This window comes from Mesorhizobium sp. P2_E6, assembly GCF_056403835.1.
In genome coordinates this window covers 60,999-81,331 of record NZ_JBFUEQ010000013.1, presented here as the reverse complement: position 1 = coordinate 81,331, position 20,333 = coordinate 60,999, and the positions used below count along the sequence as shown (strand labels likewise).

At 61.7% G+C, this 20,333-nt stretch carries 27 protein-coding genes; 16 read left to right on the top strand and 11 right to left on the bottom strand.

The genetic code is table 11. The features are described 5' to 3' along the window. The first annotated feature begins 15 nt into the window (after positions 1-15). Complete coding sequence (locus AC1D08_RS27485) at positions 16-576, top strand: DUF1697 domain-containing protein (RefSeq protein ID WP_457155388.1); 561 nt, start codon at positions 16-18, stop codon at positions 574-576. 5 nt (positions 577-581) lie between these two features. Here AC1D08_RS27485 and AC1D08_RS27480 read toward each other — a convergent pair whose 3' ends face one another. Together AC1D08_RS27480 and AC1D08_RS27475 are read right to left on the bottom strand one after the other, a co-directional pair. Next, a complete protein-coding gene (locus AC1D08_RS27480) occupies positions 582-875 on the bottom strand; it encodes a DUF2218 domain-containing protein (protein WP_095090733.1) in 294 nt (97 codons plus the stop codon). Between the two features lie 139 nt (positions 876-1,014). Further along, positions 1,015-1,455 (bottom strand): VOC family protein, encoded by a 441-nt coding sequence (locus AC1D08_RS27475; protein ID WP_095090732.1) that lies wholly within the window; start codon positions 1,453-1,455, stop codon positions 1,015-1,017. A gap of 208 nt (positions 1,456-1,663) precedes the next feature. On the opposite strand from AC1D08_RS27475, the gene AC1D08_RS27470 reads away from it, so the two are divergent. The 3 genes from AC1D08_RS27470 (at position 1,664) to AC1D08_RS27460 (ending at position 3,827) form a co-directional block, all read left to right on the top strand. After that, on the top strand, positions 1,664-2,260 hold the full coding sequence (locus tag AC1D08_RS27470; protein ID WP_457152787.1) for a cold-shock protein: 597 nt from the start codon (positions 1,664-1,666) through the stop codon (positions 2,258-2,260). Positions 2,261-2,475: 215 nt separating this feature from the next. Continuing rightward, positions 2,476-3,039, top strand: a complete 564-nt coding sequence (locus AC1D08_RS27465) for a DUF192 domain-containing protein (RefSeq protein WP_457152788.1) — start codon at positions 2,476-2,478, stop codon at positions 3,037-3,039. Positions 3,040-3,059: 20 nt separating this feature from the next. Continuing rightward, a complete protein-coding gene (locus AC1D08_RS27460; protein WP_457152796.1) occupies positions 3,060-3,827 on the top strand; it encodes an alpha/beta fold hydrolase in 768 nt (255 codons plus the stop codon). On the opposite strand, the gene AC1D08_RS27455 is transcribed toward AC1D08_RS27460, so the two are convergent. Continuing rightward, positions 3,806-4,477, bottom strand: coding sequence for an HD domain-containing protein (locus AC1D08_RS27455; RefSeq protein WP_457152789.1), 672 nt, complete (start codon positions 4,475-4,477; stop codon positions 3,806-3,808). The genes AC1D08_RS27460 and AC1D08_RS27455 overlap by 22 nt on opposite strands. Before the next feature lie 169 nt (positions 4,478-4,646). Here AC1D08_RS27455 and AC1D08_RS27450 point away from each other — a divergent pair, with 169 nt between their 5' ends. The 3 genes from AC1D08_RS27450 to AC1D08_RS27440 all read left to right on the top strand — a co-directional run bounded on the left by AC1D08_RS27450 (position 4,647) and on the right by AC1D08_RS27440 (position 6,776). Then, positions 4,647-5,285: a VOC family protein gene (locus AC1D08_RS27450; protein ID WP_457152790.1), complete on the top strand. Its 639-nt coding sequence runs from the start codon at positions 4,647-4,649 to the stop codon at positions 5,283-5,285. Positions 5,286-5,571: 286 nt separating this feature from the next. Next, a complete protein-coding gene (gene cysE, locus AC1D08_RS27445; RefSeq protein ID WP_095091679.1) occupies positions 5,572-6,420 on the top strand; it encodes a serine O-acetyltransferase in 849 nt (282 codons plus the stop codon). Positions 6,421-6,572: 152 nt separating this feature from the next. Next, positions 6,573-6,776, top strand: coding sequence for a DUF3126 family protein (locus AC1D08_RS27440; protein ID WP_006200852.1), 204 nt, complete (start codon positions 6,573-6,575; stop codon positions 6,774-6,776). Positions 6,777-6,839: 63 nt separating this feature from the next. Here AC1D08_RS27440 and AC1D08_RS27435 read toward each other — a convergent pair whose 3' ends face one another. Next, positions 6,840-7,571 (bottom strand): hypothetical protein, encoded by a 732-nt coding sequence (locus AC1D08_RS27435; protein ID WP_457152791.1) that lies wholly within the window; start codon positions 7,569-7,571, stop codon positions 6,840-6,842. A gap of 121 nt (positions 7,572-7,692) precedes the next feature. Between AC1D08_RS27435 and AC1D08_RS27430 the strand changes: the two genes are divergently transcribed. Both AC1D08_RS27430 and AC1D08_RS27425 read left to right on the top strand, forming a co-directional pair. Further along, the gene (locus AC1D08_RS27430) at positions 7,693-8,034 is read left to right on the top strand and encodes a DUF6949 family protein (protein WP_457152792.1); all 342 of its coding nucleotides are present in this window, start codon (positions 7,693-7,695) and stop codon (positions 8,032-8,034) included. 19 nt (positions 8,035-8,053) lie between these two features. Next, positions 8,054-8,581, top strand: coding sequence for a gamma carbonic anhydrase family protein (locus AC1D08_RS27425; protein WP_457152793.1), 528 nt, complete (start codon positions 8,054-8,056; stop codon positions 8,579-8,581). Positions 8,582-8,621: 40 nt separating this feature from the next. Here AC1D08_RS27425 and AC1D08_RS27420 read toward each other — a convergent pair whose 3' ends face one another. The 5 genes from AC1D08_RS27420 to AC1D08_RS27400 all read right to left on the bottom strand — a co-directional run bounded on the left by AC1D08_RS27420 (position 8,622) and on the right by AC1D08_RS27400 (position 12,644). After that, entirely contained in the window at positions 8,622-9,182 is a 561-nt protein-coding gene (locus AC1D08_RS27420; RefSeq protein ID WP_477424494.1) for an ankyrin repeat domain-containing protein, read from the bottom strand. A 121-nt stretch (positions 9,183-9,303) separates the two neighbouring features. Continuing rightward, positions 9,304-10,053: an NYN domain-containing protein gene (locus AC1D08_RS27415; protein WP_095090723.1), complete on the bottom strand. Its 750-nt coding sequence runs from the start codon at positions 10,051-10,053 to the stop codon at positions 9,304-9,306. Positions 10,054-10,388: 335 nt separating this feature from the next. Further along, positions 10,389-10,997: a transglutaminase-like cysteine peptidase gene (locus AC1D08_RS27410; protein WP_477424492.1), complete on the bottom strand. Its 609-nt coding sequence runs from the start codon at positions 10,995-10,997 to the stop codon at positions 10,389-10,391. Positions 10,998-11,276: 279 nt separating this feature from the next. Beyond that, positions 11,277-11,894: a PilZ domain-containing protein gene (locus AC1D08_RS27405; RefSeq protein ID WP_095091678.1), complete on the bottom strand. Its 618-nt coding sequence runs from the start codon at positions 11,892-11,894 to the stop codon at positions 11,277-11,279. Positions 11,895-12,011: 117 nt separating this feature from the next. After that, entirely contained in the window at positions 12,012-12,644 is a 633-nt protein-coding gene (locus AC1D08_RS27400) for a PAS domain-containing protein (RefSeq protein WP_457154678.1), read from the bottom strand. Between the two features lie 390 nt (positions 12,645-13,034). Here AC1D08_RS27400 and AC1D08_RS27395 point away from each other — a divergent pair, with 390 nt between their 5' ends. The 7 genes from AC1D08_RS27395 (at position 13,035) to AC1D08_RS27365 (ending at position 18,602) form a co-directional block, all read left to right on the top strand. Beyond that, a complete protein-coding gene (locus tag AC1D08_RS27395) occupies positions 13,035-13,796 on the top strand; it encodes a rhomboid family intramembrane serine protease (RefSeq protein WP_457154677.1) in 762 nt (253 codons plus the stop codon). A gap of 89 nt (positions 13,797-13,885) precedes the next feature. After that, positions 13,886-14,317, top strand: a complete 432-nt coding sequence (locus AC1D08_RS27390; RefSeq protein ID WP_184870665.1) for a CBS domain-containing protein — start codon at positions 13,886-13,888, stop codon at positions 14,315-14,317. A 210-nt stretch (positions 14,318-14,527) separates the two neighbouring features. Next, positions 14,528-16,033: an Asp-tRNA(Asn)/Glu-tRNA(Gln) amidotransferase subunit GatB gene (gene gatB, locus AC1D08_RS27385; protein WP_477306175.1), complete on the top strand. Its 1,506-nt coding sequence runs from the start codon at positions 14,528-14,530 to the stop codon at positions 16,031-16,033. Next, entirely contained in the window at positions 16,030-16,725 is a 696-nt protein-coding gene (locus AC1D08_RS27380) for a hypothetical protein (protein WP_457153306.1), read from the top strand. Before gatB ends, AC1D08_RS27380 begins: the two co-directional genes overlap by 4 nt. Before the next feature lie 11 nt (positions 16,726-16,736). Continuing rightward, positions 16,737-17,219 carry a GNAT family N-acetyltransferase gene (locus AC1D08_RS27375; protein ID WP_457153305.1) on the top strand — a complete coding sequence of 161 codons (483 nt, stop codon included), beginning with the start codon at positions 16,737-16,739 and terminating at the stop codon, positions 17,217-17,219. Between the two features lie 161 nt (positions 17,220-17,380). Next, positions 17,381-18,079, top strand: a complete 699-nt coding sequence (locus AC1D08_RS27370) for an AIM24 family protein (RefSeq protein WP_095090716.1) — start codon at positions 17,381-17,383, stop codon at positions 18,077-18,079. Positions 18,080-18,257: 178 nt separating this feature from the next. Then, positions 18,258-18,602: a VanZ family protein gene (locus tag AC1D08_RS27365; protein WP_477424489.1), complete on the top strand. Its 345-nt coding sequence runs from the start codon at positions 18,258-18,260 to the stop codon at positions 18,600-18,602. 23 nt (positions 18,603-18,625) lie between these two features. On the opposite strand, the gene panC is transcribed toward AC1D08_RS27365, so the two are convergent. Together panC and panB are read right to left on the bottom strand one after the other, a co-directional pair. After that, entirely contained in the window at positions 18,626-19,477 is an 852-nt protein-coding gene (gene panC / locus AC1D08_RS27360; RefSeq protein ID WP_457153303.1) for a pantoate--beta-alanine ligase, read from the bottom strand. Continuing rightward, a complete protein-coding gene (panB, locus tag AC1D08_RS27355; RefSeq protein WP_457153302.1) occupies positions 19,474-20,316 on the bottom strand; it encodes a 3-methyl-2-oxobutanoate hydroxymethyltransferase in 843 nt (280 codons plus the stop codon). The genes panC and panB overlap by 4 nt, the downstream gene beginning before the upstream one ends. Positions 20,317-20,333 lie beyond the last annotated feature (17 nt).

Here is a 20,333-nt window from a genome sequence, read left to right as displayed (position 1 = left end):
GTGATCGATGATCAGATGACTGATCAGGGAAAAAGCTTCGTTGCGCTGTTTTCCGGCATCAATGTCGGCGGCAACCGCATCGTCAAGATGGCGGAGCTGCGGTCGTTCTTCGAGGACCTCGGATTTTCCGATGTCGCCACCTATGTGCAGAGCGGCAATGCCGTTTTTCGGGCAAAGGCGGGTGACGCGGCGACGCTGACGAAACAGATCGAAGCAGCCTTCGAGAAGAAGTGGGGATTCCATTCGCGCATCATGGTGCGCGATCTCGGCTGGTTCGAGCGGCTGGTGAGCGAAAATCCCTATCCGGAAGTGGCCGCGGACCACACGAAGCTCCACGCCTATGTGCTGGAGCGCGAGCCGACCGGCGATGAAGTGGCGCGGCTGGCCGAAAAGTGCACCGGTCCCGAACGGTTCGAGATCAAGGGCGACGTGCTTTACCTGCACGCGCCGGACGGGCTCGGCAAATCGGTTTTTGCCGGGCTGATCCCGCGTACGCTGAAAGTGCCGGGCACGGCGCGCAACTGGCGCTCGGTGTTGGCGTTGCTGGCGATGGCCGGTCAGGCAGGCGGAGCTTAGGCCGGTTACGCTGCCGTGGCGGGCTTCCAGTCGAAGGTCAGTTCTTCGCGAAAAGCAAAGCGCTTGATGTGATCGGCGACGACGCTTTCCAGGCGCTCTAGTGATCCGTTTTCCTCGGTTGACACCGTGATATGCAGCGCGCTCGCATCGGCATCCATCACCGTGCGACCGAGCGAGAGATCGATCGTGCCATGGTGCGGATCGAACTCGACGGGGAATTTGTGCGCCCAGTGCTTGCACAGCTGCTGCAAATAGCGGCTGGCATGTTCGGTGGCGACATCGGCATGGCTGGTCGGCATCAGTGAACTCTCCGGGAGGGCAGGCGCCCATTGCTTGACATGGCGCCAGGCTTGCCAGGCTGGCGCGACAGCCGGGTAGATAGGTGCCGTCGCGCAAAACGCCAAAGGCTGCCGGGCGATCTTTCGCCCGGATCGAGGCCTACCAGCTGCCGGTGTTCGCCATTGAAGCCCAAGGCTCGGCCTTGGCCTTGGCCGGGCCTTTTTGCAGGAGCTCGATCGAAATGCCGTCCGGCGACCTGATGAAGGCCATGTTGCCATCGCGCGGTGGCCGGTTGATGGTGACGCCATTGTCCATCAGATGCTGGCAGGTGGCGTAGATGTCGTCGACCTCATAGGCGAGGTGGCCGAAATTACGCCCGCCCTTGTAGTCTTCCGGATCCCAATTGTAGGTCAGTTCGACCAACGGTGCTTTTTCGTTGACGCCGCTCTCCTCGTCTTCCGGTGCGGCCAGGAAGATCAGCGTGAAGCGGCCTTGCTCGTTTTCGTATCGGCGCACCTCCTTGAGGCCGAGCTTGGCGCAGTAGAAATCGAGCGAGGCGTCGACGTCGGCGACGCGGACCATGGTGTGCAGATAGCGCATGTGATTTCCTCGATGAATTGCGTTGCGGCGCAACATAGGGTCGACCCGCTCAAAGGGCAATCGTTCGGCATTGCGCAATGCCGGCAAAGAACAAATCCGGTATTCCCCCAAAAAAGGCACGTCAGGTCTTGCACACACCGGAAGCCGCGGTGTTAATCTGGTGTCAAGAATCAGTTGCGGTGTTCTTGAAAAATAAGGGGGCATTGTTATGGGGGAAAAGGCCTCTTTCACGGGGCGGAACGGAACCCTTGGCGACGCCTTGCATCGTGACGAAGGCGGCGATGCTGCCGATCTGCTCGAAGTCGCTGGCGCCATCAAGTGGTTCGATGTGGCCAAGGGCTACGGTTTCATCCTTCCAGATGACGGCATCTCGGGCGACATCCTTCTCCATGTGACATGTCTTCGAAAGGACGGCTTCCAGACGGCCCTGGAGGGCGCACGCGTGGTTTGCCTCGTCAAGCAGGGCGATCGCGGATTGCAGGCCTTCCGGGTGCTCTCCATGGACGTCACCACCGCGGTCCATCCTGCCGAAATGCAGGAGCAGCGCACCCATATCGCGGTGACGCCGGAAAGCGGCCTCGAACGCGCTTTGGTGAAATGGTTCAACCGCACCAAGGGGTTTGGTTTTCTGACCCGCGGCGAGGGCACCGAGGACATCTTCGTCCACATGGAGACCTTGCGCCGTTACGGCATCACCGAGCTTCGGCCGGGGCAAGTCGTGCTGGTTCGTTTCGGGCGCGGCGACAAAGGCCTTATGGCCGCCGAGATTCACCCCGACATGGGGACCTTGCCGGTCTCGCACTAATTCAGTCGCCCAAAAGTGGCCCATCCCGACAGATCGGGATGGCGCTCTATCTCCTCTTTGTTTGACCATGATCTCTGGACACGCGGTTTCCGTTTGTCCGAGAAAATCGGTTCCACTTTTCGGGATCGTGGTCTAATGCATGTCGCCCAAAGGCATGCCCACGAGCCTGATCCGAGGCGACGTGCTCCAGGACAATTTCCGGCCGAGGATTTTGAATGGCTTACAGGAACTGGCTGACGGCGGGTGTGTTGTGCGCCATTGTCGCCGTGGTCGTGGCCGCAGGTGCTTACTTCTATTCCGACCGGCCGACCGCGGCCGACAGCCGGGCGATGATCCTTCCTGTCGATCCGGCGCCGCTGGTTGTGGTGACGAAAGGCGGCGATCGTTCTTTTTCCATCGAAGTCGCCAACACCGCCGCGGAGCGCGAGGCTGGGCTGATGTACCGCCAGGACATGGCGGACGACCATGGCATGTTGTTCGTCTTCGATATCCAGCAGCAGGTTGGCTTCTGGATGCAGAACACCCCGATGCCGCTTGATCTGATCTTTGTCGGCCAGGACGGTAAGATCCGGGCGATCAAACACGGCGAGCCGCAATCCGAGGCCATCATTTCGCCTGGCGTGCCGGTGCGTTTCGTGCTGGAGCTCAAAGCGGGCACCGCCGCCAGGAACGGCATCGAGTATGGCGACCTTTTACGCCATCCGGCCGTTGGCACGGCGTCTGGTCCGGGCGTGCCGCCATCGGACAATGGCGATGCGCCCAACGGCGGTGCCGGTTGAGCGCGCAGGCGGGATCGCTGATGCAGGTTTTCACCCATGACGGCTTTGATCTTGCCTTCCTCGACCGCCAGCCGGCGTCGGGTGAGGGCGATCCGGTGCTGATGATCCATGGCTTTGCCTCGACCCACTATGTCAATTGGGTATCGCCGGGCTGGTTCAAGACGCTGAACGATGCCGGTTACCGAGCCATCGCCTTCGACAATCGCGGCCACGGATCGTCGTCGAAGAGTTATGACGAGGCCGATTACACGCCGGACAAGATGGCTTCGGATGCCGCCGCCTTGCTTGGCCATCTCGGTATCGAGCGCGCCCATGTCATGGGCTATTCGATGGGCGCGCGCATCGCCGCGTTCCTGGCGCTGTCCGATCCGGACAAGGTGGCGACGCTGGTCTTCGGCGGCCTCGGCATCGGCATGATCGACGGCGTCGGCGATTGGGATCCGATCGCCGCGGCCCTGCTCGCCGACGATCCTGCGGCAACCAGTCATCGGCGCGGGCGATCGTTTCGCGCCTTCGCCGACCAGACGCGCAGCGACCGCCGGGCGCTGGCCGCCTGTATCGCCAGGTCGAGAGAATTGCTGAGCGAGGACGATCTTGCGCGCATTGCCCAGCCGACGCTGATCGCCGTCGGCACGACGGACGATATTGGCGGCTCGCCCGACGAACTCGCGGCATTGATGCCGAACGCCAGGGCCTTTCACATCGAGGGCCGGGACCATATGCTGGCGGTCGGGGACAAGACCTTCAAGCAACGTGTGCTGGAGTTCTATGCCGAAAATCCGCTCTGAGCGGACGGCGGCGCGGGCGTAAGGGCCGCCAACGAGCGCGCCATGTTCAATCTGGCCTGCGGCTCGAAGCGCCGGCGAAACTCTTCGGTGTGGAAGATATGCGGGCGGGCGAGGAAATTCTTCAGGACCGCGCTGCGGCCCGCCCGCCACATCGGCTCCTCAACCCAGTGATATTCGCGCCGCACAGCGCGTTCATAGGCATCGAAGGCATCCGGCGCAGCACCCAGGATTGACAGATCCATGTCGAGGAAAAGACTGGCATCCCGTACTGTCGTCGGGTCGTCATACAACGGCAGTTGGTGGGTGGCTGTAGCGACGATCATCGCCGAGATGCGGTCGAGGCGCCCGGCTTCAGCCCGGCCCGCGAGCTTCTTCTCGGCAAGGGCGGCACTTTGGATCTCATTGTCCTTGGCCTTGCTGTCATAAATGGCATCGTGGAACCAGATCGCCGCTTCGACGGCTTCGGGATCGCCGAGCAACCCTCGATACTCGCCCGCCAGGCCCAGCATCGCCTCGATATGGGCAAGGTCGTGATAGTGGCGGTCTTGCGCGGCGTAGCGCGCCGAAAGCTCACTTTTCAGCGCGTCGTCGATCAAGGGTTCGTTTCCAGAAACGGCGTCACTATCCACCCGATGAAATACTCCCGGCATCCTGGGCCAAAACACGGCCTAGCGGAAGGCGTCGGGGAGTCATGGTGCCGCAGCCGATTGACCAATTCGCATGATGGCGGGAAGCTGCTTGGCATGAGCAGGATCCACACGGTCACCGGCTCGGACGCATGTTGTCATTTTCAAAGCACTCAAACCCAAGGAGCCTGACATGACCACCGCAACCGAGACCCCGAGACCGGGGACTATCGACATGAAGCTGGAGGCCGTCATCATTTCCGTTTCGGATACCGATCGGGCCAAGCGTTTTTATGGCGGCCTAGGCTGGAGGCTGGACGCCGACTTCATCGTTGGCGATGCGTTTCGCGTCATACAGTTCACGCCCCCGGGTTCGCCATGCTCGATCCATTTTGGCAAGGGTCTCACGACCGCCGCGCCAGGCTCGGCAAAGGGTCTTTATCTCGTGGTGTCGGATATCGTGGCGGCGCGTGCCGAACTGGTGGCGCGCGGGGTCGATGCGAGCGAAGTGTTTCACCGTGCAGGCCCCGGGCAGCCGCCGATCAGCGGCAGAGATCCGGAGGGGCGCAGTTATTCCTCCTTTGCCTCGTTCAGCGACCCGGACGGCAACAACTGGCTGCTGCAGGAGATCACCCAGCGATTGCCTGGGCGTGTGGATGCGCACGACACGACATTCACCTCATCGACCGAGCTAGCCGCAGCGCTGCGGCGTGCGGCGGCCGCGCATGGCGAGCACGAGACGCGGACCGGCGGACAGCGCGATGAAAACTGGCCCGACTGGTATGCCGAATACATGGTGGCCGAACAGGCCGGCAAGCCGCTGCCGACTTGACCAGCGGCCATGGTAGCGCGGCGCCATCGACGTCGCGGTTCACTTGGGCTCGCAGGCCATCTGATCGCCATGCTTTGCGCCCGGCCAAGCGCGGAAGGGTCGCTAGTTCGGCGCGTCGTCGATCAAGGGTTCGTTTTCCATGGCCGCTTGAATTCCCGCGAACCAAATCCATTTGACATTGCACTAAGGAAAATTGAGTTCAATCGTGCTATGATCTGGCTTATATGTGCGGCCCGACAAGGCGAGCACAACAGGCCAGCCCGGCAGGACGCAGGACGAGACGGCGATGAACAGCATCAGCATTTCCCGACAGAGCGCATTGCAGCCGGTCGATCCGATCTGGCGCTCGATCCGCGACGAGGCGATGGAGGCGGTCAACCGCGACCCTCTGCTTGCCGCGTTCCTCTATTCCACCATCCTCAACCAGGACAGCCTGGAAGAGGCGGTCATCCACCGGCTGGCCGAGCGGCTCGACCATCAGGACATCGGCTCCGATCTCATCCGCCAGACCTTCAAGTCGATGCTGGCCGACGACAAGGACTGGCCGACGACCGTGCGCGTCGACATCCAGGCCTATTACGACCGCGATCCGGCCTGCGACCGCTTCATCATGCCGGTGCTCTATTTCAAGGGCTTTCACGCCATCCAGACCCATCGGCTGGCGCATTGGCTGTGGAAGCAGGGCCGCAAGGATTTCGCGCTCTATCTGCAGAGCCGTTCGTCCTCGGTCTTCCAGACCGACATCAACCCGGCCGCCCGCATCGGCAAGGGCATCTTCATCGACCATGCCACCGGCCTCGTCGTTGGCGAGACCGCGGTGATCGAGGATGATGTGTCGATCCTGCATGGCGTGACGCTGGGCGGCACCGGCAAGGCCGGCGGCGACCGTCACCCCAAGATCCGCTACGGCGTGCTGATAGGCGCCGGTGCCAAGATCCTAGGCAACATCGAAATCGGCCATTGCTCGAAGATCGCGGCAGGCTCGGTGGTGCTGTCGCCTGTACCGCACAACAAGACGGTTGCCGGCGTGCCGGCCCGGGTTGTCGGCGAGACGGGCTGCGATCAGCCGTCGCGCCAGATGGACCAGCTTCTGCCGTCGCAGACGATGGATCAGGTCGTCAGCTTCGACATCTGATTTTCATCTGCCCGCTGCCTGCGGCCGGGTGCCGGCCGTGGGAAGGAGCGGGCGGTTGTTCCCGTGTTATCGGGCCGCTTGCCTTTACATCGCCATTGTCGACGTGCCAGAAGCGCGTTCGAACGAGCAAGCCCGATGATCGGAGAAGACTGTTGAAGCCCGACGAAATCAGAAAGCTGGACGCCTATTTCAAGCGCGTCTTCCAGAACCCCAAGCTCGAGGTCAAGGCACGGCCGCGCAAGGAAGATTCGGCCGAGGTCTATGTCGGCGACGAGTTCCTCGGCATCGTCTTCAAGGACGAGGACGACGGCGACTACAATTTTTCGATGGCGATCCTCGACATCGACCTGGCCTGAGCCAGCAATCCTGGGCTCGGCCGGCTCCGCTTCGAATGCGGCCGGCCAGCCCGGTTTCCCCTCCTAATGTCCTCTTTTCAGGAAGCGCGCGGCTTGGCCGGCGATTGCCGCGTCGAGCGCCTGCCAATCACCCAGGAACTCCCTGGGGAAGCGATAGGTGAGGCTGAGTTCGTCGCCGACCTGGATGTCGCGCTCGCAGGGCGCCAGCGATTCCTCGGCACTCGGCCCGCTCAGGCAGCGGGCCACGAACGGGTCCTTGCCAGGACGCCTGCCGACAACCAGCACCTCGTTCAGGTAGCCTGATTTCTCGTTGAAGCCGTACACCGTCGTGCCGCCGGGGCCAGCAATGCCGGGTTGGATGATCAACGCGCTGTAGATTGGCGCGAAGCGGCCGCTCATGTCGCGCGACATCATCTGCTGTTCGAAGGACAGGAAGATGATGTTCCTGCTCGCTCCCATGTGATTGAAATCGTCGCGCGCCGGCTCGCTGTAGCCGTCCATCTGGGGATAGCGCAGATAGAGGTCGAGCCGCGAGGCAATGCCGTCGCGCCGGGCCTGGGCGAAACGGATGACGTTGGCCGGCACCGCGATGACATTGTTGCCGATCACCACCTGATGGATCGTTGCGTCGTCGGTGTATCCGGCCATGGCGATCGAATGGCCGAACCATTTGCCGGCAAGGCTGATCGCTACCGACAGCAGCGCCAGCGCCGCGAATGCGTAGAACACCCGCTTCATCAGCATGGAATCGACCACGGTGAGTTGGGGGCCGTCGGTGATCGCTGCCTGCTTCATCTCAGTCCTCGGATATCAGCCGTCCGCCCTTGGGTGTCCTTGGGCGGCACACATCGCGCGGCACGGCTCTTGCAGCCTTCATGGAACGACTGTGCAATTTCATGGTAAATGGAACGTAAAGATGGGCACGCTGGAACTCACCGTATTCGCTTTTGTCGTCGGGATGACAGCCTGCGGGCTGGCTGGATCGATGATGGAACTGGTGTCGGGCCGCAAGGTCGCTTTCACTGAGCCTTACGTGTCGCCGTCGCATCTGCTGCGCTCGCTGCTCGCCACCGCTTGTGCGGGCCCCTTCATGTTGGTCAACGACGCCCTCGATGCCCGGCGTGAGCGCCGCATTTCGACCTTGGCGCTGATGTCCTGCGGCTGCACGGCCATCGCCTGGTCGTTGGCCCTGGGCGTCGTCGTGCTTGCCATTGCCTCCTGGACGATCGGTCTCCTAGGCTCCAGCCTTCCAGGCTGAGACGATTCGGAGACCGAAAATGCCGCTTTACGCGATCGATGGAACGGAGCCGAGCTTCGCGGATGCGGACTCAAACTGGATCGCGCCCGATGCGACGCTGATCGGCGACGTGCGCGTCGGCCGCAATGCCGGCTTCTGGTTCGGCGCCGTCATCCGCGGCGACAATGAGCCGATCGTCATCGGCGACGACACCAATGTGCAGGAACACACGGTCATGCACACCGATCCCGGCTTTCCGCTGACCATCGGGCAAGGCTGCACCATCGGCCACCGCGCCTTGCTGCACGGCTGCACGATCGGCGACAACAGCCTGGTCGGCATGGGCGCCATCGTGCTGAACGGCGCCAGGATCGGCAGGAATTCGCTGGTTGGCGCCGGCGCGCTGGTCACTGACGGCAAGGAATTTCCGGACAATTCACTAATCGTCGGCTCGCCGGCCAAGGCGGTGAGGGTGCTGGACGAGGCGGCCGTTGCCAGACTGCGCGGCTCGGCCGCGCACTACGTCGCCAATGGCAAGCGCTTCAAGGCGGGACTGAAGAAGGTTTGAGGCGAGCCCTCGCTCGCCGACGGTTTCATCGTGCCCCAACTCACCGTCGGTTGGAGTTGCGCCTGGCCATCGCATCGTGCAGCAAGGAAGCGCCTGCTTCAAAGCCGGCAATGTCGGCTTCCTGTGCGGCTGTCCTGTAGTCATCGATGCGGGTTTCGAGCGCGGGGTCGGCGCCTGCAGCCAAAAGCAAGCCGATCGCCTCGACGCTCCGGACGGCCACCGAATAGTGAAGCGGCGTCCAGTCGTTCACGCCACGCATATTGGGATCGGCGCCACCCTCGATAAGCACCCGCACGATTTCCAGTCTGTCGGCCCGGTCGGTGGATAGCGCCGCAATGATTGCCGGAAATCCACCGTGATCCTGATAATTCGGATCCGAGCCTGCATCCAGCAAAGTCGAGATGAATCCTAAGGGGCTCCAATAGATTGCATACTCCAGCGGATGCCCGAGGCCGAGCTCGAACGGCATGCGCTCGTCGAACCAGCAGGGCGAGCCGCCCAAGGCCACGCCGAGGCCCTCGAAATCGCCGGCCTTGAAGGCATCGTCGATCGCCTTGAACAGACGATGGCGCTCGCATCGATCTTCCGGGATTTCCAACATCGCCGTGATCCAGAAGGCGAAACCAACGGCCTATAGTGCCTCGATCTCCTGCCCGTGGAAAGGCGGTCTTGATGTTCTGACGCGATTGGGGTCGATGGGACCTATGACCCTCTAGGCATCGCTAAGCGGCTTTCTTTTTTACCTTCTTCCCAGCAGTAGGCTTGGTCCGTATTCTCATGGCTCCGCCCTGGACTTCGATTTCAAATGCGTCTGTATTCCTCACCAGATCGCTCAGTTTGCTGAAACCGTAGCTGCGGGGATCAAAATCTGAAAACAGGTTTGATAGCCGTTGTCCGAAGGTTCCGAGATGTACCCAACCATCCTCGCCTTCCATCTGGCCTATGACCTTCTTGAGCATGGGAATCGCGGCACTGGGCAATTGAAGCGGCTTGGCTGCGGGCGCACTATCGTGAGTGTTTGCGGTGCCGCGTAGAAGGTTTTCGGTATAGACGAAACGCCGACATGCTTGCCGGAAACTTTCCGGCGTTTTCTGCTCCCCAAACCCGAACACGTCGACGCCTTGTTCGCGTATGCGCGCAGCAAGCCGGGTGAAATCACTGTCGGAAGAGACCAGGCAGAAACCGTCGAAACGACCGCTGTGAAGCAGGTCCATGGCGTCGATCACCAGTGTGATATCGGACGCGTTCTTCCCGATGGTGTTAGCGAATTGCTGCTGCGGGATAATCGCATGCTTTGACAAGACATCAGCCCATCCCTTCGACCGGACGTTTGAAAAGTCACCGTAGATGCGGCGGACGCTGGCTTCGCCAATCTTCGCGATCTCCTCGAACAGGCCGTCGACAATCTTGGCCGAAGCGTTGTCGGCGTCGATAAGAACCGCAAGGCGCGGTGATCGGGGTTCGGTCGGCATGCGACACTTCCTGGGCTGACGCACTCTCGAGTTTCGAACTTTAGCTGGTGAAACCATCACCACCGCGGTTCGCTACTCTGCCGTTGTAGCAGAAGTGAGCCGCAAACCGAAATCTAAGCTGTTGGAATTGTGCCTTTATCGGGGTTTCAAAAGGTTGTCCCAGAAATGGCGGAGCCGGCCCGGGGACGGGGCCGGCTCCTTTGACCCGGTCGTTGGGGACGGGGAGGGTGGGGACTCGACCGGGTTTCTCCTGAAGCGGTCGCCTTCATGCGACGCGCTTGACCTCTAGTTTATGCATGTCGCTCAAAACCGGGGCCACTTTTGAGCGACATGCATTAGCGGACGCTGGCGACCGCGTCGGAGCGGCCGTCGTTTATCGTCACCCAAACACCGGAATTCTGGTCTGACTGGCGCTTGAGGTAGGTGTAGTCCGTGTCCGTCCAGGCCAGCACCTTGGTTTCCAGATTGTCGAGGATGAATTCCCCAAGGCTGGTGCGCACGGTCAGCACCGCATGGCCATCGCCATTCGGCTGGCGCGCGACAGTCATCAGCAGATTGCCGGCCGGCACGCCCGCATTCAACAATTCGCGACGCTTTTCCAGCGCGTAGTCCTCGCAATCGCCATAGCCATTGTCGGGATAGGCCCAGTATTCCTCGGCACCGTAATTCTCCATGTCGGTGCGCGGCTTGACCCTTGCGTTGACCGAATTGTTGATGCTGACGATCGTCGCCCACAATTTGCGGGTCAGTTCGACCGGCGGGCCCTTGGGCGTCCGTTCGCTGCATTCGCCAGGTATGCGCTGGCAGAATTCATAATGGCCGACAGGCTGCGTGGTGCGTCCGCCGGTGTGCATATAGGCCGGTCCCGCGGCATATGCTGATCCCCAAGCTGTAAGCTGCATCGCCATTGCCGCCAGCAACAGCTTGCCCCTCGTCTTCTTCATTCCGGTAGTCTCCCCGTTCGAAGGAGACATTGCCACATGTGGATTTATTTGGGGCAAAAGTGCGAAGTAGATATTGAGTAAAACCCCAGTAGAATAAGCGTAAAATTTGAATCATTTGAGTATTGAATTGTTTGGATTTTGCTGCGAGGCGCTCCGCGAGCCTCTATGTCATGCGGCCCAGTAGGAAATGGCCTCGGATTGTCGAAGCGTCTCCTTCTGGGCTCGAAAAACAAAAAACCGGCCGCTAAGGGCCGGTTTCCCGAAGTGCTTCAGGCCTTGTCAGGCGCGCGGGGTGTTGAATTCGGAATCGAGCGTTTCGGGACGCTGGATGACGGCAAATTCGATGGCGACGCCGTCCTCGAAATGGCGGACGATCTGCCCGCGCATCGTGCCGAGCATGACCTGGACGCCGATCGCCGGCTTGACGTCGATCTCGATCGCGGCGCCGGAAAGCGACAGGTCGATGATACGGCACTGGTACTGACGGCCGTCGGTGAGCTGCAGCACGCTGGTTGGATTGCGCGGTGCGACACGCTCGTGCCGACGGTCTTCGGGCAGGTCGAGTTCGTGCTTGTTGGCAAGCCAGGTCAATTGCGCGGCAAGCTTGTCCTTCTTGCGGTCGGACGCGATAACGGTCATCGCGAAACCATCCTGCAAGGTGCGCGTGACGACACCTTCGATGCGGCCGATATGGTCGATATAAGCGATGACTTTTTCGCCCGGCATGCCAATGCGTTCGGTGCGAAGCGCTACATTGCCCGGTGACATGTCGACGACCTGGCAGGGGTGTTCGGTGCGGTCTTCCAGCATGAAGCGCCCGTAAATCTTGACCCGGACGCGCTGAAAGTTACGCCTTTCAGCTTGGGACGGCGCATAGTCGACCGCCGCTGACCTCATGACTGCCACACCTCGTTTGGCATCCCGCGCGTCGATGCGAGGAACTTCATCGGAGAAGTACAACAATAAGGGTTAACAAAGGGGAAAAGCAGGCCCCGTTGCGGCGAGATTTGGCCCCTATTCCTCGCGTCCGCCATCGAAGACGACGAGATGGCGGATGCGGCGCGCGCGGCCAAGCGCCGATATCGTCTCGGGTGCCGCGAGTTCATCCGGAACCAGCGAAGGAACATCGATCGCCGGACGGTTGTTGAGAAGCTCCTTCTCCGGATCGATGACGCGAATCGAATCGATCAACGCGTCGGTGATCGGATCGGCACCCAGCCAGAAGGGCTTCTCCACGGCACTGATCACGCCCAGGCAGCGCGGATTTTCAACACCGCCGTCAAGCGGCAAGGCAAGCAGTTCGAACTTGTTGGTACGGCCGTTGCGGCTGAAACCCTCGAAGGCGATGAGCACGACCGACTTCTGGTCGAAGACGCCATGAATCAGCCTCGAGACGAGCCGCTGATCCTTCTCGCGCCACAGCGACGGAAAGGAGAACCCCTTGAGTTCGCGGCCATAATAGGCGCAAAGCCTGGTGCCGGCGAGCCGGAAGACGGCTTGTCCGCGCGTGTCCCTTTCCAGGATGAACGTATCGGCCAGCAGCGACTTGATGTCGGCCGGCTCGACCTCCGAACGCTTCGGGGCGGGGCGTCCGTCACGCAGGCGGTTCCAATATTGGAACAGCGTGATCGATCCGTTCTGGTTCATGCTATTCTGCTCCGCGCAATCTGTCGTCTGATGTCCCATCGGTGAACAGAAAGGGCGCCCTCCGATGACCTACATGCGTTGCGGAGCAGGAAGCGTGCCAGCGTCGTTAACACTTGTTCACGGGTCGGGGCCGTTAAGGTTAACAACTGGTTGACGTTGCAGCGAGGCGGGCCCTATGGCACACAAAAACCACTCCAGAAGCGGTCGTTTCGCGACGATCGGCAGCACTTCAGTTAAGAGTTTTAGGGGGAGCAGGGGGCTCGACCGGCCGTTCAAGGGAAACCTTGAGCGGCTTTTTTTTGATTCGCGATGAGGCGATTCGCCGTTTGCGGTTCGTTCGGGGGTGATCTAGATGCTCGAACCCGAATCCCTGTTTGAGTGCAATTTCATATGAGCGAACCGGAAGGCCCCTCGGAAATCGAGCCGATCGAGGATGGAGCCGAACAACGGCGAGAGCCGGTGTTCAATCTGCCACCTGTCGTCCTGGCGGTGATGGGCATATGCGCGGTCGTCTACCTGTTGCAGCAGTACGTGCTAACCCAGGAACAGCAACTGACGCTGCTCTACGACGGGGCCTTCATCCCTGTTCTCTACACCGGCAAATACGGCTTCGACTGGTTCCTTTTCACCCGCCCGTTCACCTACGCCTTCCTGCATGGCAGCTTTGCCCATATTGCCATCAACATGGTCTGGCTCGCCGCTTTCGGTTCTCCATTGGCAAATCGCCTGGGGCCGCTCCGGTTTTCGCTGTTCTTTGCCGTGACCGGGCTGGCTTCGGTTGCGCTTTTCTGGGCCATGCATCCGTACGGAGAAGCGCCGCTGGTCGGGGCATCGGGCGCTATTTCCGGCATGATGGGCGCTGCCGCGCGTTTCGGTTTCCACACCCAGCGCTCGTCGGCCGGCAAGGCTGCCTTCGCCGGCCCCGTGCTGCCAATCGCCATCGTCCTGCGCTCGCGCGGCGTCGTGATCTTCCTAGCCGTGTGGATGATCATCAACCTCGCCACTGGCCTTCTCGGCTTTGCCCCCGGAATTGACGGCCAGATAGCCTGGGAGGCCCATATTGGCGGCTTTGTCGCCGGCTTCTTCGGCCTGCGCTGGTTCGACCGACCATGGCAGGCGCCTGAATGGGACACCACCGACCGCCGCACTTGAAATGCAACCGATGACGGCGCACCATGTTCACTCTTATGTGAAGCCGGTCAGGGCAGGAACCGGCAGGCAAAGCAGAGGAGGAGGACGCCATGACGGTTAAGGCAATTCTCGAGAAGAAAGGCCATGACGTGTTGACGCTCGGGCCGAACGAAAAGCTGAGCGAAGCCATCCGCATCCTGGCCGAACACAAGATTGGCGCGCTGGTCATCACCAATGGCGATCGCAAGATCGTCGGCATTCTTTCGGAGCGCGACATCGTGCGGGTGGTCGCCAGGGAAGGTGGAGCCGCGCTCGATATCGCCGTGCGCTCGGCGATGACGCCGAAGGTGAAGATCTGCAATGAGAACCACACCGTCAACGAGGTGATGGAGATCATGACCAAGGGCCGCTTCCGCCATCTGCCGGTGGAAAAGGACGGTATGCTCGATGGCATCGTGTCCATCGGCGACGTGGTCAAGCGCCGTATCGAGGACGTCGAGCGCGAGGCCGACGAGATCAGGGCCTACATCGCCACCGCTTGAGCGGTGAACGGAAACCGCCGGCCGGCGAACCGACCGGCGGAGCCGAGGTCTGGCTGTGGTCGATCCCGCTCGGGTTCGAGGCGGCTGAAAAGGCCAGGCCGTGGCTTTACGCTTGTCTCTTTTGGCGGTTTGCACTAGCGAATGACTTCCACGTTCGACGTGAAATTCACGTTCAAATGTGAGTTCAGTCACCGCAAGTCGCAGGCCATCATGACCCTCATCGACACCCGTACCCCCGATGCAAAACGCCTGATCCCCGGCGCCACCGGCGACTGGGAGATCATCATCGGGCTCGAGGTCCACGCTCAGATCACCTCGGAGGCAAAGCTGTTTTCCGGCGCCTCGACCGCTTTCGGTGCTGCGCCCAATGCCAATGTCAGCCTCGTCGATGCGGCCATGCCGGGCATGCTGCCTGTCATCAACGAGGAATGCGTCAAGCAGGCGATCCGCACCGGCCTTGGCCTGAAGGCGCAGATCAACCACAAGTCCGTCTTCGACCGGAAGAATTACTTCTATCCGGATCTGCCGCAGGGCTATCAGATCTCGCAGTTCAAGCAGCCGATCGTCGGCGAGGGCACCGTGATCGTCTCGGTCGGTCCGGATCGTCAGGGCGAGTTCGAGGACATCGAGGTCGGCATCGAGCGGCTGCACCTGGAGCAGGATGCCGGCAAGTCGATGCACGACCAGCATCCGACCATGTCCTATGTCGACCTCAACCGCTCCGGCGTGGCGCTGATGGAGATCGTCTCCAAGCCGGACATGCGCTCGGCCGATGAAGCCAAGGCCTATGTCACCAAGCTGCGCACCATCGTGCGCTATCTCGGCACCTGCGACGGCAACATGGATGAAGGCTCGATGCGCGCCGACGTCAACGTCTCGGTGCGCAAGCCGGGCGGAGAGTTCGGCACGCGCTGCGAGATCAAGAACGTCAACTCGATCCGCTTCATCGGCCAAGCCATCGATTATGAGGCACGCCGGCAGATCGCCATTCTCGAGGATGGCGGCAAGATTGATCAGGAAACGCGGCTGTTCGACGCCGTCAAGGGCGAGACGCGCTCGATGCGCACCAAGGAAGAGGCGCACGACTATCGCTATTTCCCCGATCCCGACCTTTTGCCGCTGGAGTTCGATCAGGCCTATGTCGACGCGCTGGCTGGGAAATTGCCGGAATTGCCGGACGACAAGAAGGCGCGGCTGATCGCTTCGCTCGGCCTGTCGACCTATGATGCGTCGATCCTGGTCTCGGAAAAGCCGATCGCCGACTATTTCGAGAAGGTGGCCGCCGGCCGCGACGGCAAGCTTGCCGCCAACTGGGTCATCAACGACCTGCTCGGGCAATTGAACAAGGCCGGCAAGGATATTGAAAACGCTCCGGTTTCGCCCGACCAACTCGGCGCGGTCATCGACCTGATCAGGGATGGCACCATCTCCGGCAAGATCGCCAAGGACCTGTTCGAGATCGTCTGGACCGAGGGTGGCGATCCGCGCCAGCTGGTCGAAAGCCGTGGCATGAAGCAGGTCACCGACACCGGCGCCATCGAGAAGGCCGTGGATGAGGTGATCGCCGCCAACCCCGACAAGGTCGAACAGGCCCGCGCCAAGCCGAGCATGGCCGGCTGGTTCGTCGGCCAGGTGATGAAGGCGACCGGCGGCAAGGCCAACCCGCAAGCCGTCAACGACCTCGTCAAGGCCAAGCTCGGCATCGCGGATCAATGAGCGGAGACGCGAAGCCCGGCAACCCGGCTAGCGTCTCGTCGGCCCTTTTGATTGCCGGCGCCGTGCTGCTTTTTGTCGGCACGTCGCTGCATCCGATGCATGAAGACCCGAATGACGCGCTTGCCGCCTTCGGTGAATATGCCGCCGACCACATCTGGTTGTTCAGCCACATGGCACAGCTCGCCGGCGTTCTGTCGATGGTTGCAGGCCTGGTGCTGATCCTTGGCCGTCTGTCGGACGGCCCGCCACGCGGCTGGGCTCTTCTGACGATCCTGTTTGGCGCGGCGTCGCTGGCGGCGGCAGCTGCCTTGCAGGCCGTCGATGGCATTGCGCTGAAAGCGGTGGTCAATGCCTGGGCGATGGCCGATGCGGCGACAAAGCCATCGTTGTTCAGCGCCGCCTTCGCCGTACGCCAGATCGAAGTCGGTTTTGCCGCGATCAGCGCCATGCTGCTCGGCTTGACGGTTCTGCTCGCCAATGTCGCCCTGCGCCAGGCCAGGCGCAGTCCGTTGTGGCTGTCGTTGCTCGGCGGTGTCGGTGCCGTGGGTGTTCTGGTCGGTGGTTTTGCGACTGCTGCAACCGGTTTCTCCGGCACCGCCATGGCGGCCAACATGCCGGGCAGCATGGTGCTTCTCGTCTGGGTGGTGCTGCTTGCCGTGGCCGACTTCCGGCGCAAGCCGGTCGCAACATAGGGGGGAGAACCATGTTCGTTCGCACCGCCGGGGAACGCGACCTTGCCGCAGTGCGTGCGCTGCTGGTCGAAACCTGGCATGCGACCTATGACGCAATCTACGGCGCTGCCAAGGTGACCGAGATCACCGACGGCTGGCACTCGATTTCCTCGCTGCGGTCGCGGCTGACGCGGCCGAACTCGGAATTCCTGGTGGCCGATGATGGCAAGCTGATCGGCGGCATGGCTTTTGCCGAAGGCGTCGAAGTGATCATGCTCAAGCAGCTCTACGTGCTGCCCAGCCTGCAGGGGCGAGGCATCGGCGGCATGCTGCTCGATGAGGTCATCGAAAGCTTCCCAGAGGCCCGCGCCATCCGCCTGGAGGTGGAGGAACAGAACATCCGAGCCATCGCCTTCTACGAGGCAAACGGCTTCTTGCGATCCGCCGATGTCGGCGAACACGCAGGTGCCTTGGGACATCCGACGCTCGTCTACATCAGGACTCTTGTTGGCTGACCTATCAGCCGGCGTATCTCGATCACCTTCGCGCGAGCACCACGACAAAGCCCTATTTTCGTTTGACGGCTTGAAAGTCCCGCAGCAAAGCTCCTTCAGCTGACCCTGCCGGAAGCCGGAACCGACAGACGCGCGTGTTGGGCAGCGTTGGGGGGATTTTCATGCCGAGCTTACCGGAACTGATGCCGACACAGGTGTCGGACGAAACCTTTGGCGGCGTCACCTATCATATCGCCGGCGAACTGGTGCCCGTGCTTTCGGTCGATGTGACGCGCATGCCGGTCTATTTCGAGCATCACATCCTGCTGTGGAAGAACTCGACCATCAACATTGGCCTGAAATCGCTGAAGGGTGCGCTGAAGCGCATGATGGCCGGCATGCAGATCTTCGTCACCGAAGCGTCCGGAGCAGGGATCATTGCCTTCAGCCGCGATGGGCCCGGCCATATCGTGCCGATCCATCTCAGGCGTGGCGAGGAGATCCAGGTGCGCGAGCACCAGTTTCTCGCCGCCACCGGCAATGTCGAGTACACTTTCGAGCGCGTGCGCGGCCTGGCGACGATGCTGTTTGGCCAGAGCGGCTTCTTCATCGATCGCTTTCGCGGCGATGCCGGCGATGGCATCGTCTGGCTGCACGGCTACGGCAACGTCTTCGAGAAAACGCTCGCCGCCGGCGAAACCATCGACATCGAGCCCGGCGGCTGGCTGTTCAAGGATGTCTCGGTCAGGATGGAGACCAAGATCGATCGCCTGTCGAGCGGCTTCTTCGGCGCCAACATGAATTTCATCGTCAACCGCTTCACCGGGCCGGGCCGGGTCGGCATCCAGTCGATGTATCTGCACATGCCGACCGAGGAATAGGCGGCGATCAGATGGCTCGCGATCTTTGCAGGTTGGCAGGCATGGCTCCGGCCCGGGAGCCGGGGCGACCTGCGCTGACATTACGCTCCACCGGCATTGCTGGCCGTAATCGGTTCCGCACACGGCCATGCGTCATCTCGGCGTTTGCTGCGCCGGCTCACGACGGATATGCAGGAACATGACCAAACTGTCCCGCATTGCAGCGCTGGTGCTGCTCGCCATCATCATTTTCTCAACCCTGTCGCCGATCCAGATGCGGCCACACATAGCCGAGGCGAATGTTGAGCGCGCCTTGGCTTATGTGCTCTTGGGCTTCGTCCTGGCGTTCGGCTTCCCCAACCGCCTGTATCAAGCTGCGATTTTCGTGATTGTGACCGCCGGCGTCCTGGAACTGCTTCAAATCATTGATCCTGGTCGCCACGCGCAGTTTGCCGATGCACTCGTGAAAGCATCAGCCGGAATTGTTGGGATCTTTGTGGGGCAACTGTTCGTCAGGCCCAGCGGACGAATGGGAGAGAGGTAGGCGCGCGGCAGCAACCCGCGGCGCTAGGTGGAGCGAACGTCCACATTGTCGATCAGCCTCGTCTTGCCGAGCCAGGCGGCCGCAAGCACGCGTCCTTCACGATCGCGACGCCATGGCGCAAGCGTCAGGCTTTCACGGGCCTCGACGTAGTCGACCTTGCGGAAGCCGGCCGCGACCAGGGCACGGCTGGCCTCCGCGGTTGCGTTGTTTTGGTCGGCACCTGCCGTCAAAGCCACCGCCGTGTCGCGTAATATCACATTGAGTTGGCGGGCGATCTTGAGTTCGGCTTCATCGAGATAGGCGTTGCGTGACGACATGGCGAGACCATGTGCGTCGCGGATCGTCGGTGCACCGATGATCTCGACCGGCAGGTCGAGGTCGCGGCAGAGCTGCCTGACGACACAAAGCTGCTGGTAGTCCTTCTCGCCGAAGATCGCGCAGTCAGGCGTTGCCTGCAGGAAGAGCTTTGCCACGACGGTGGCGACACCGTCGAAAAACGTCGGCCGAAAGTCCGATTCGAGCCCGGCGGAGGGACCGCCGACCGAGATCCTGGTAGCAAAGCCGGCGGGATACATCTCGCCAACCGTCGGTATGAAGGCAAGGTCGGCCTTGGCCGCTTTCAGCCGGTCGAGGTCGTGGGCGAGCTGGCGCGGGTATTTGTCGAGGTCTTCCGTCGGCGCGAACTGCGTCGGATTGACGAAGATCGACACGACACAGCGATCGGCCCTTTCGAGTGCGATCCTGACCAGCGAGATGTGCCCGTCATGCAATGCGCCCATGGTCGGCACCATGGCGATACGAAGGCCGTCGCGCCGCCAGTCGCGGAGCTGCGCGCGCAGTGCGGCAACGCTGTCGACGATGACGAGCCGGCTCATGCGTCATCCCCGTGCTTTGTCGCCGAAAAGACATGGCCGGGGCCGGGAAATGTCCGGCTTCGCACCTCCGCAGCGTAGCGTTCGGCGGCGTGTGAGATGACGCTGCGCAGGTCGGCATATTCCTTGACGAATTTCGGCACGCGGTCGACGGTCAGCCCGACCATGTCGTCGATGACCAGGATCTGGCCGTCGCAGTCGCTGCTGGCGCCGATGCCGATGGTTGGAATGGCGATGCGGCGGGTGATGTCGGAGGCGACGGTCTCGACCGTGCCCTCGATGACCACCGAGAACGCGCCGGCGCTTTCGACCGCGAGTGCATCGCGAACCAAAGCCGCAACGGCCTCTTCGGTGCGGCCCTTGATCTTGTAGCCGCCGTTTTTCTCGACAGATTGCGGCTGGAGGCCGATATGTCCCATCACCGGAATGCCGGCAGCGACGATCGCGGCGATCTGCCGGGCCATGTCGACGCCGCCTTCGAGTTTCACCGCCTGGCAGCCGGTTTCGTCGATCATCCGCCGCGCCGAAGCAACGGCTTGCGCCGCCGAATCCTCATAGGTGCCGGCCGGCATGTCGACGACGACGCAGGCCTTGGCCGCGCCGCGCATCACCGCTTGCCCATGCGCGATCATCATCTCGAGCGAAGCGCCTAGCGTCGTCTCGTGGCCGTGCAGCACCATGGCGACGCTGTCGCCGACCAGGAGCAGGTCGACATGGTCGTCGAGCAGGCGGGCGATGGGATAGGTGTAAGCGGTGAGGCAGACAATCGGTGTGCCGCCTTTGCAGCGCCGAATCGCGTTTGCGCTGATGCGAATGTCGGTGGTCGGCATTTCCGTGGCCAATCGTCACCTCCGTCAGC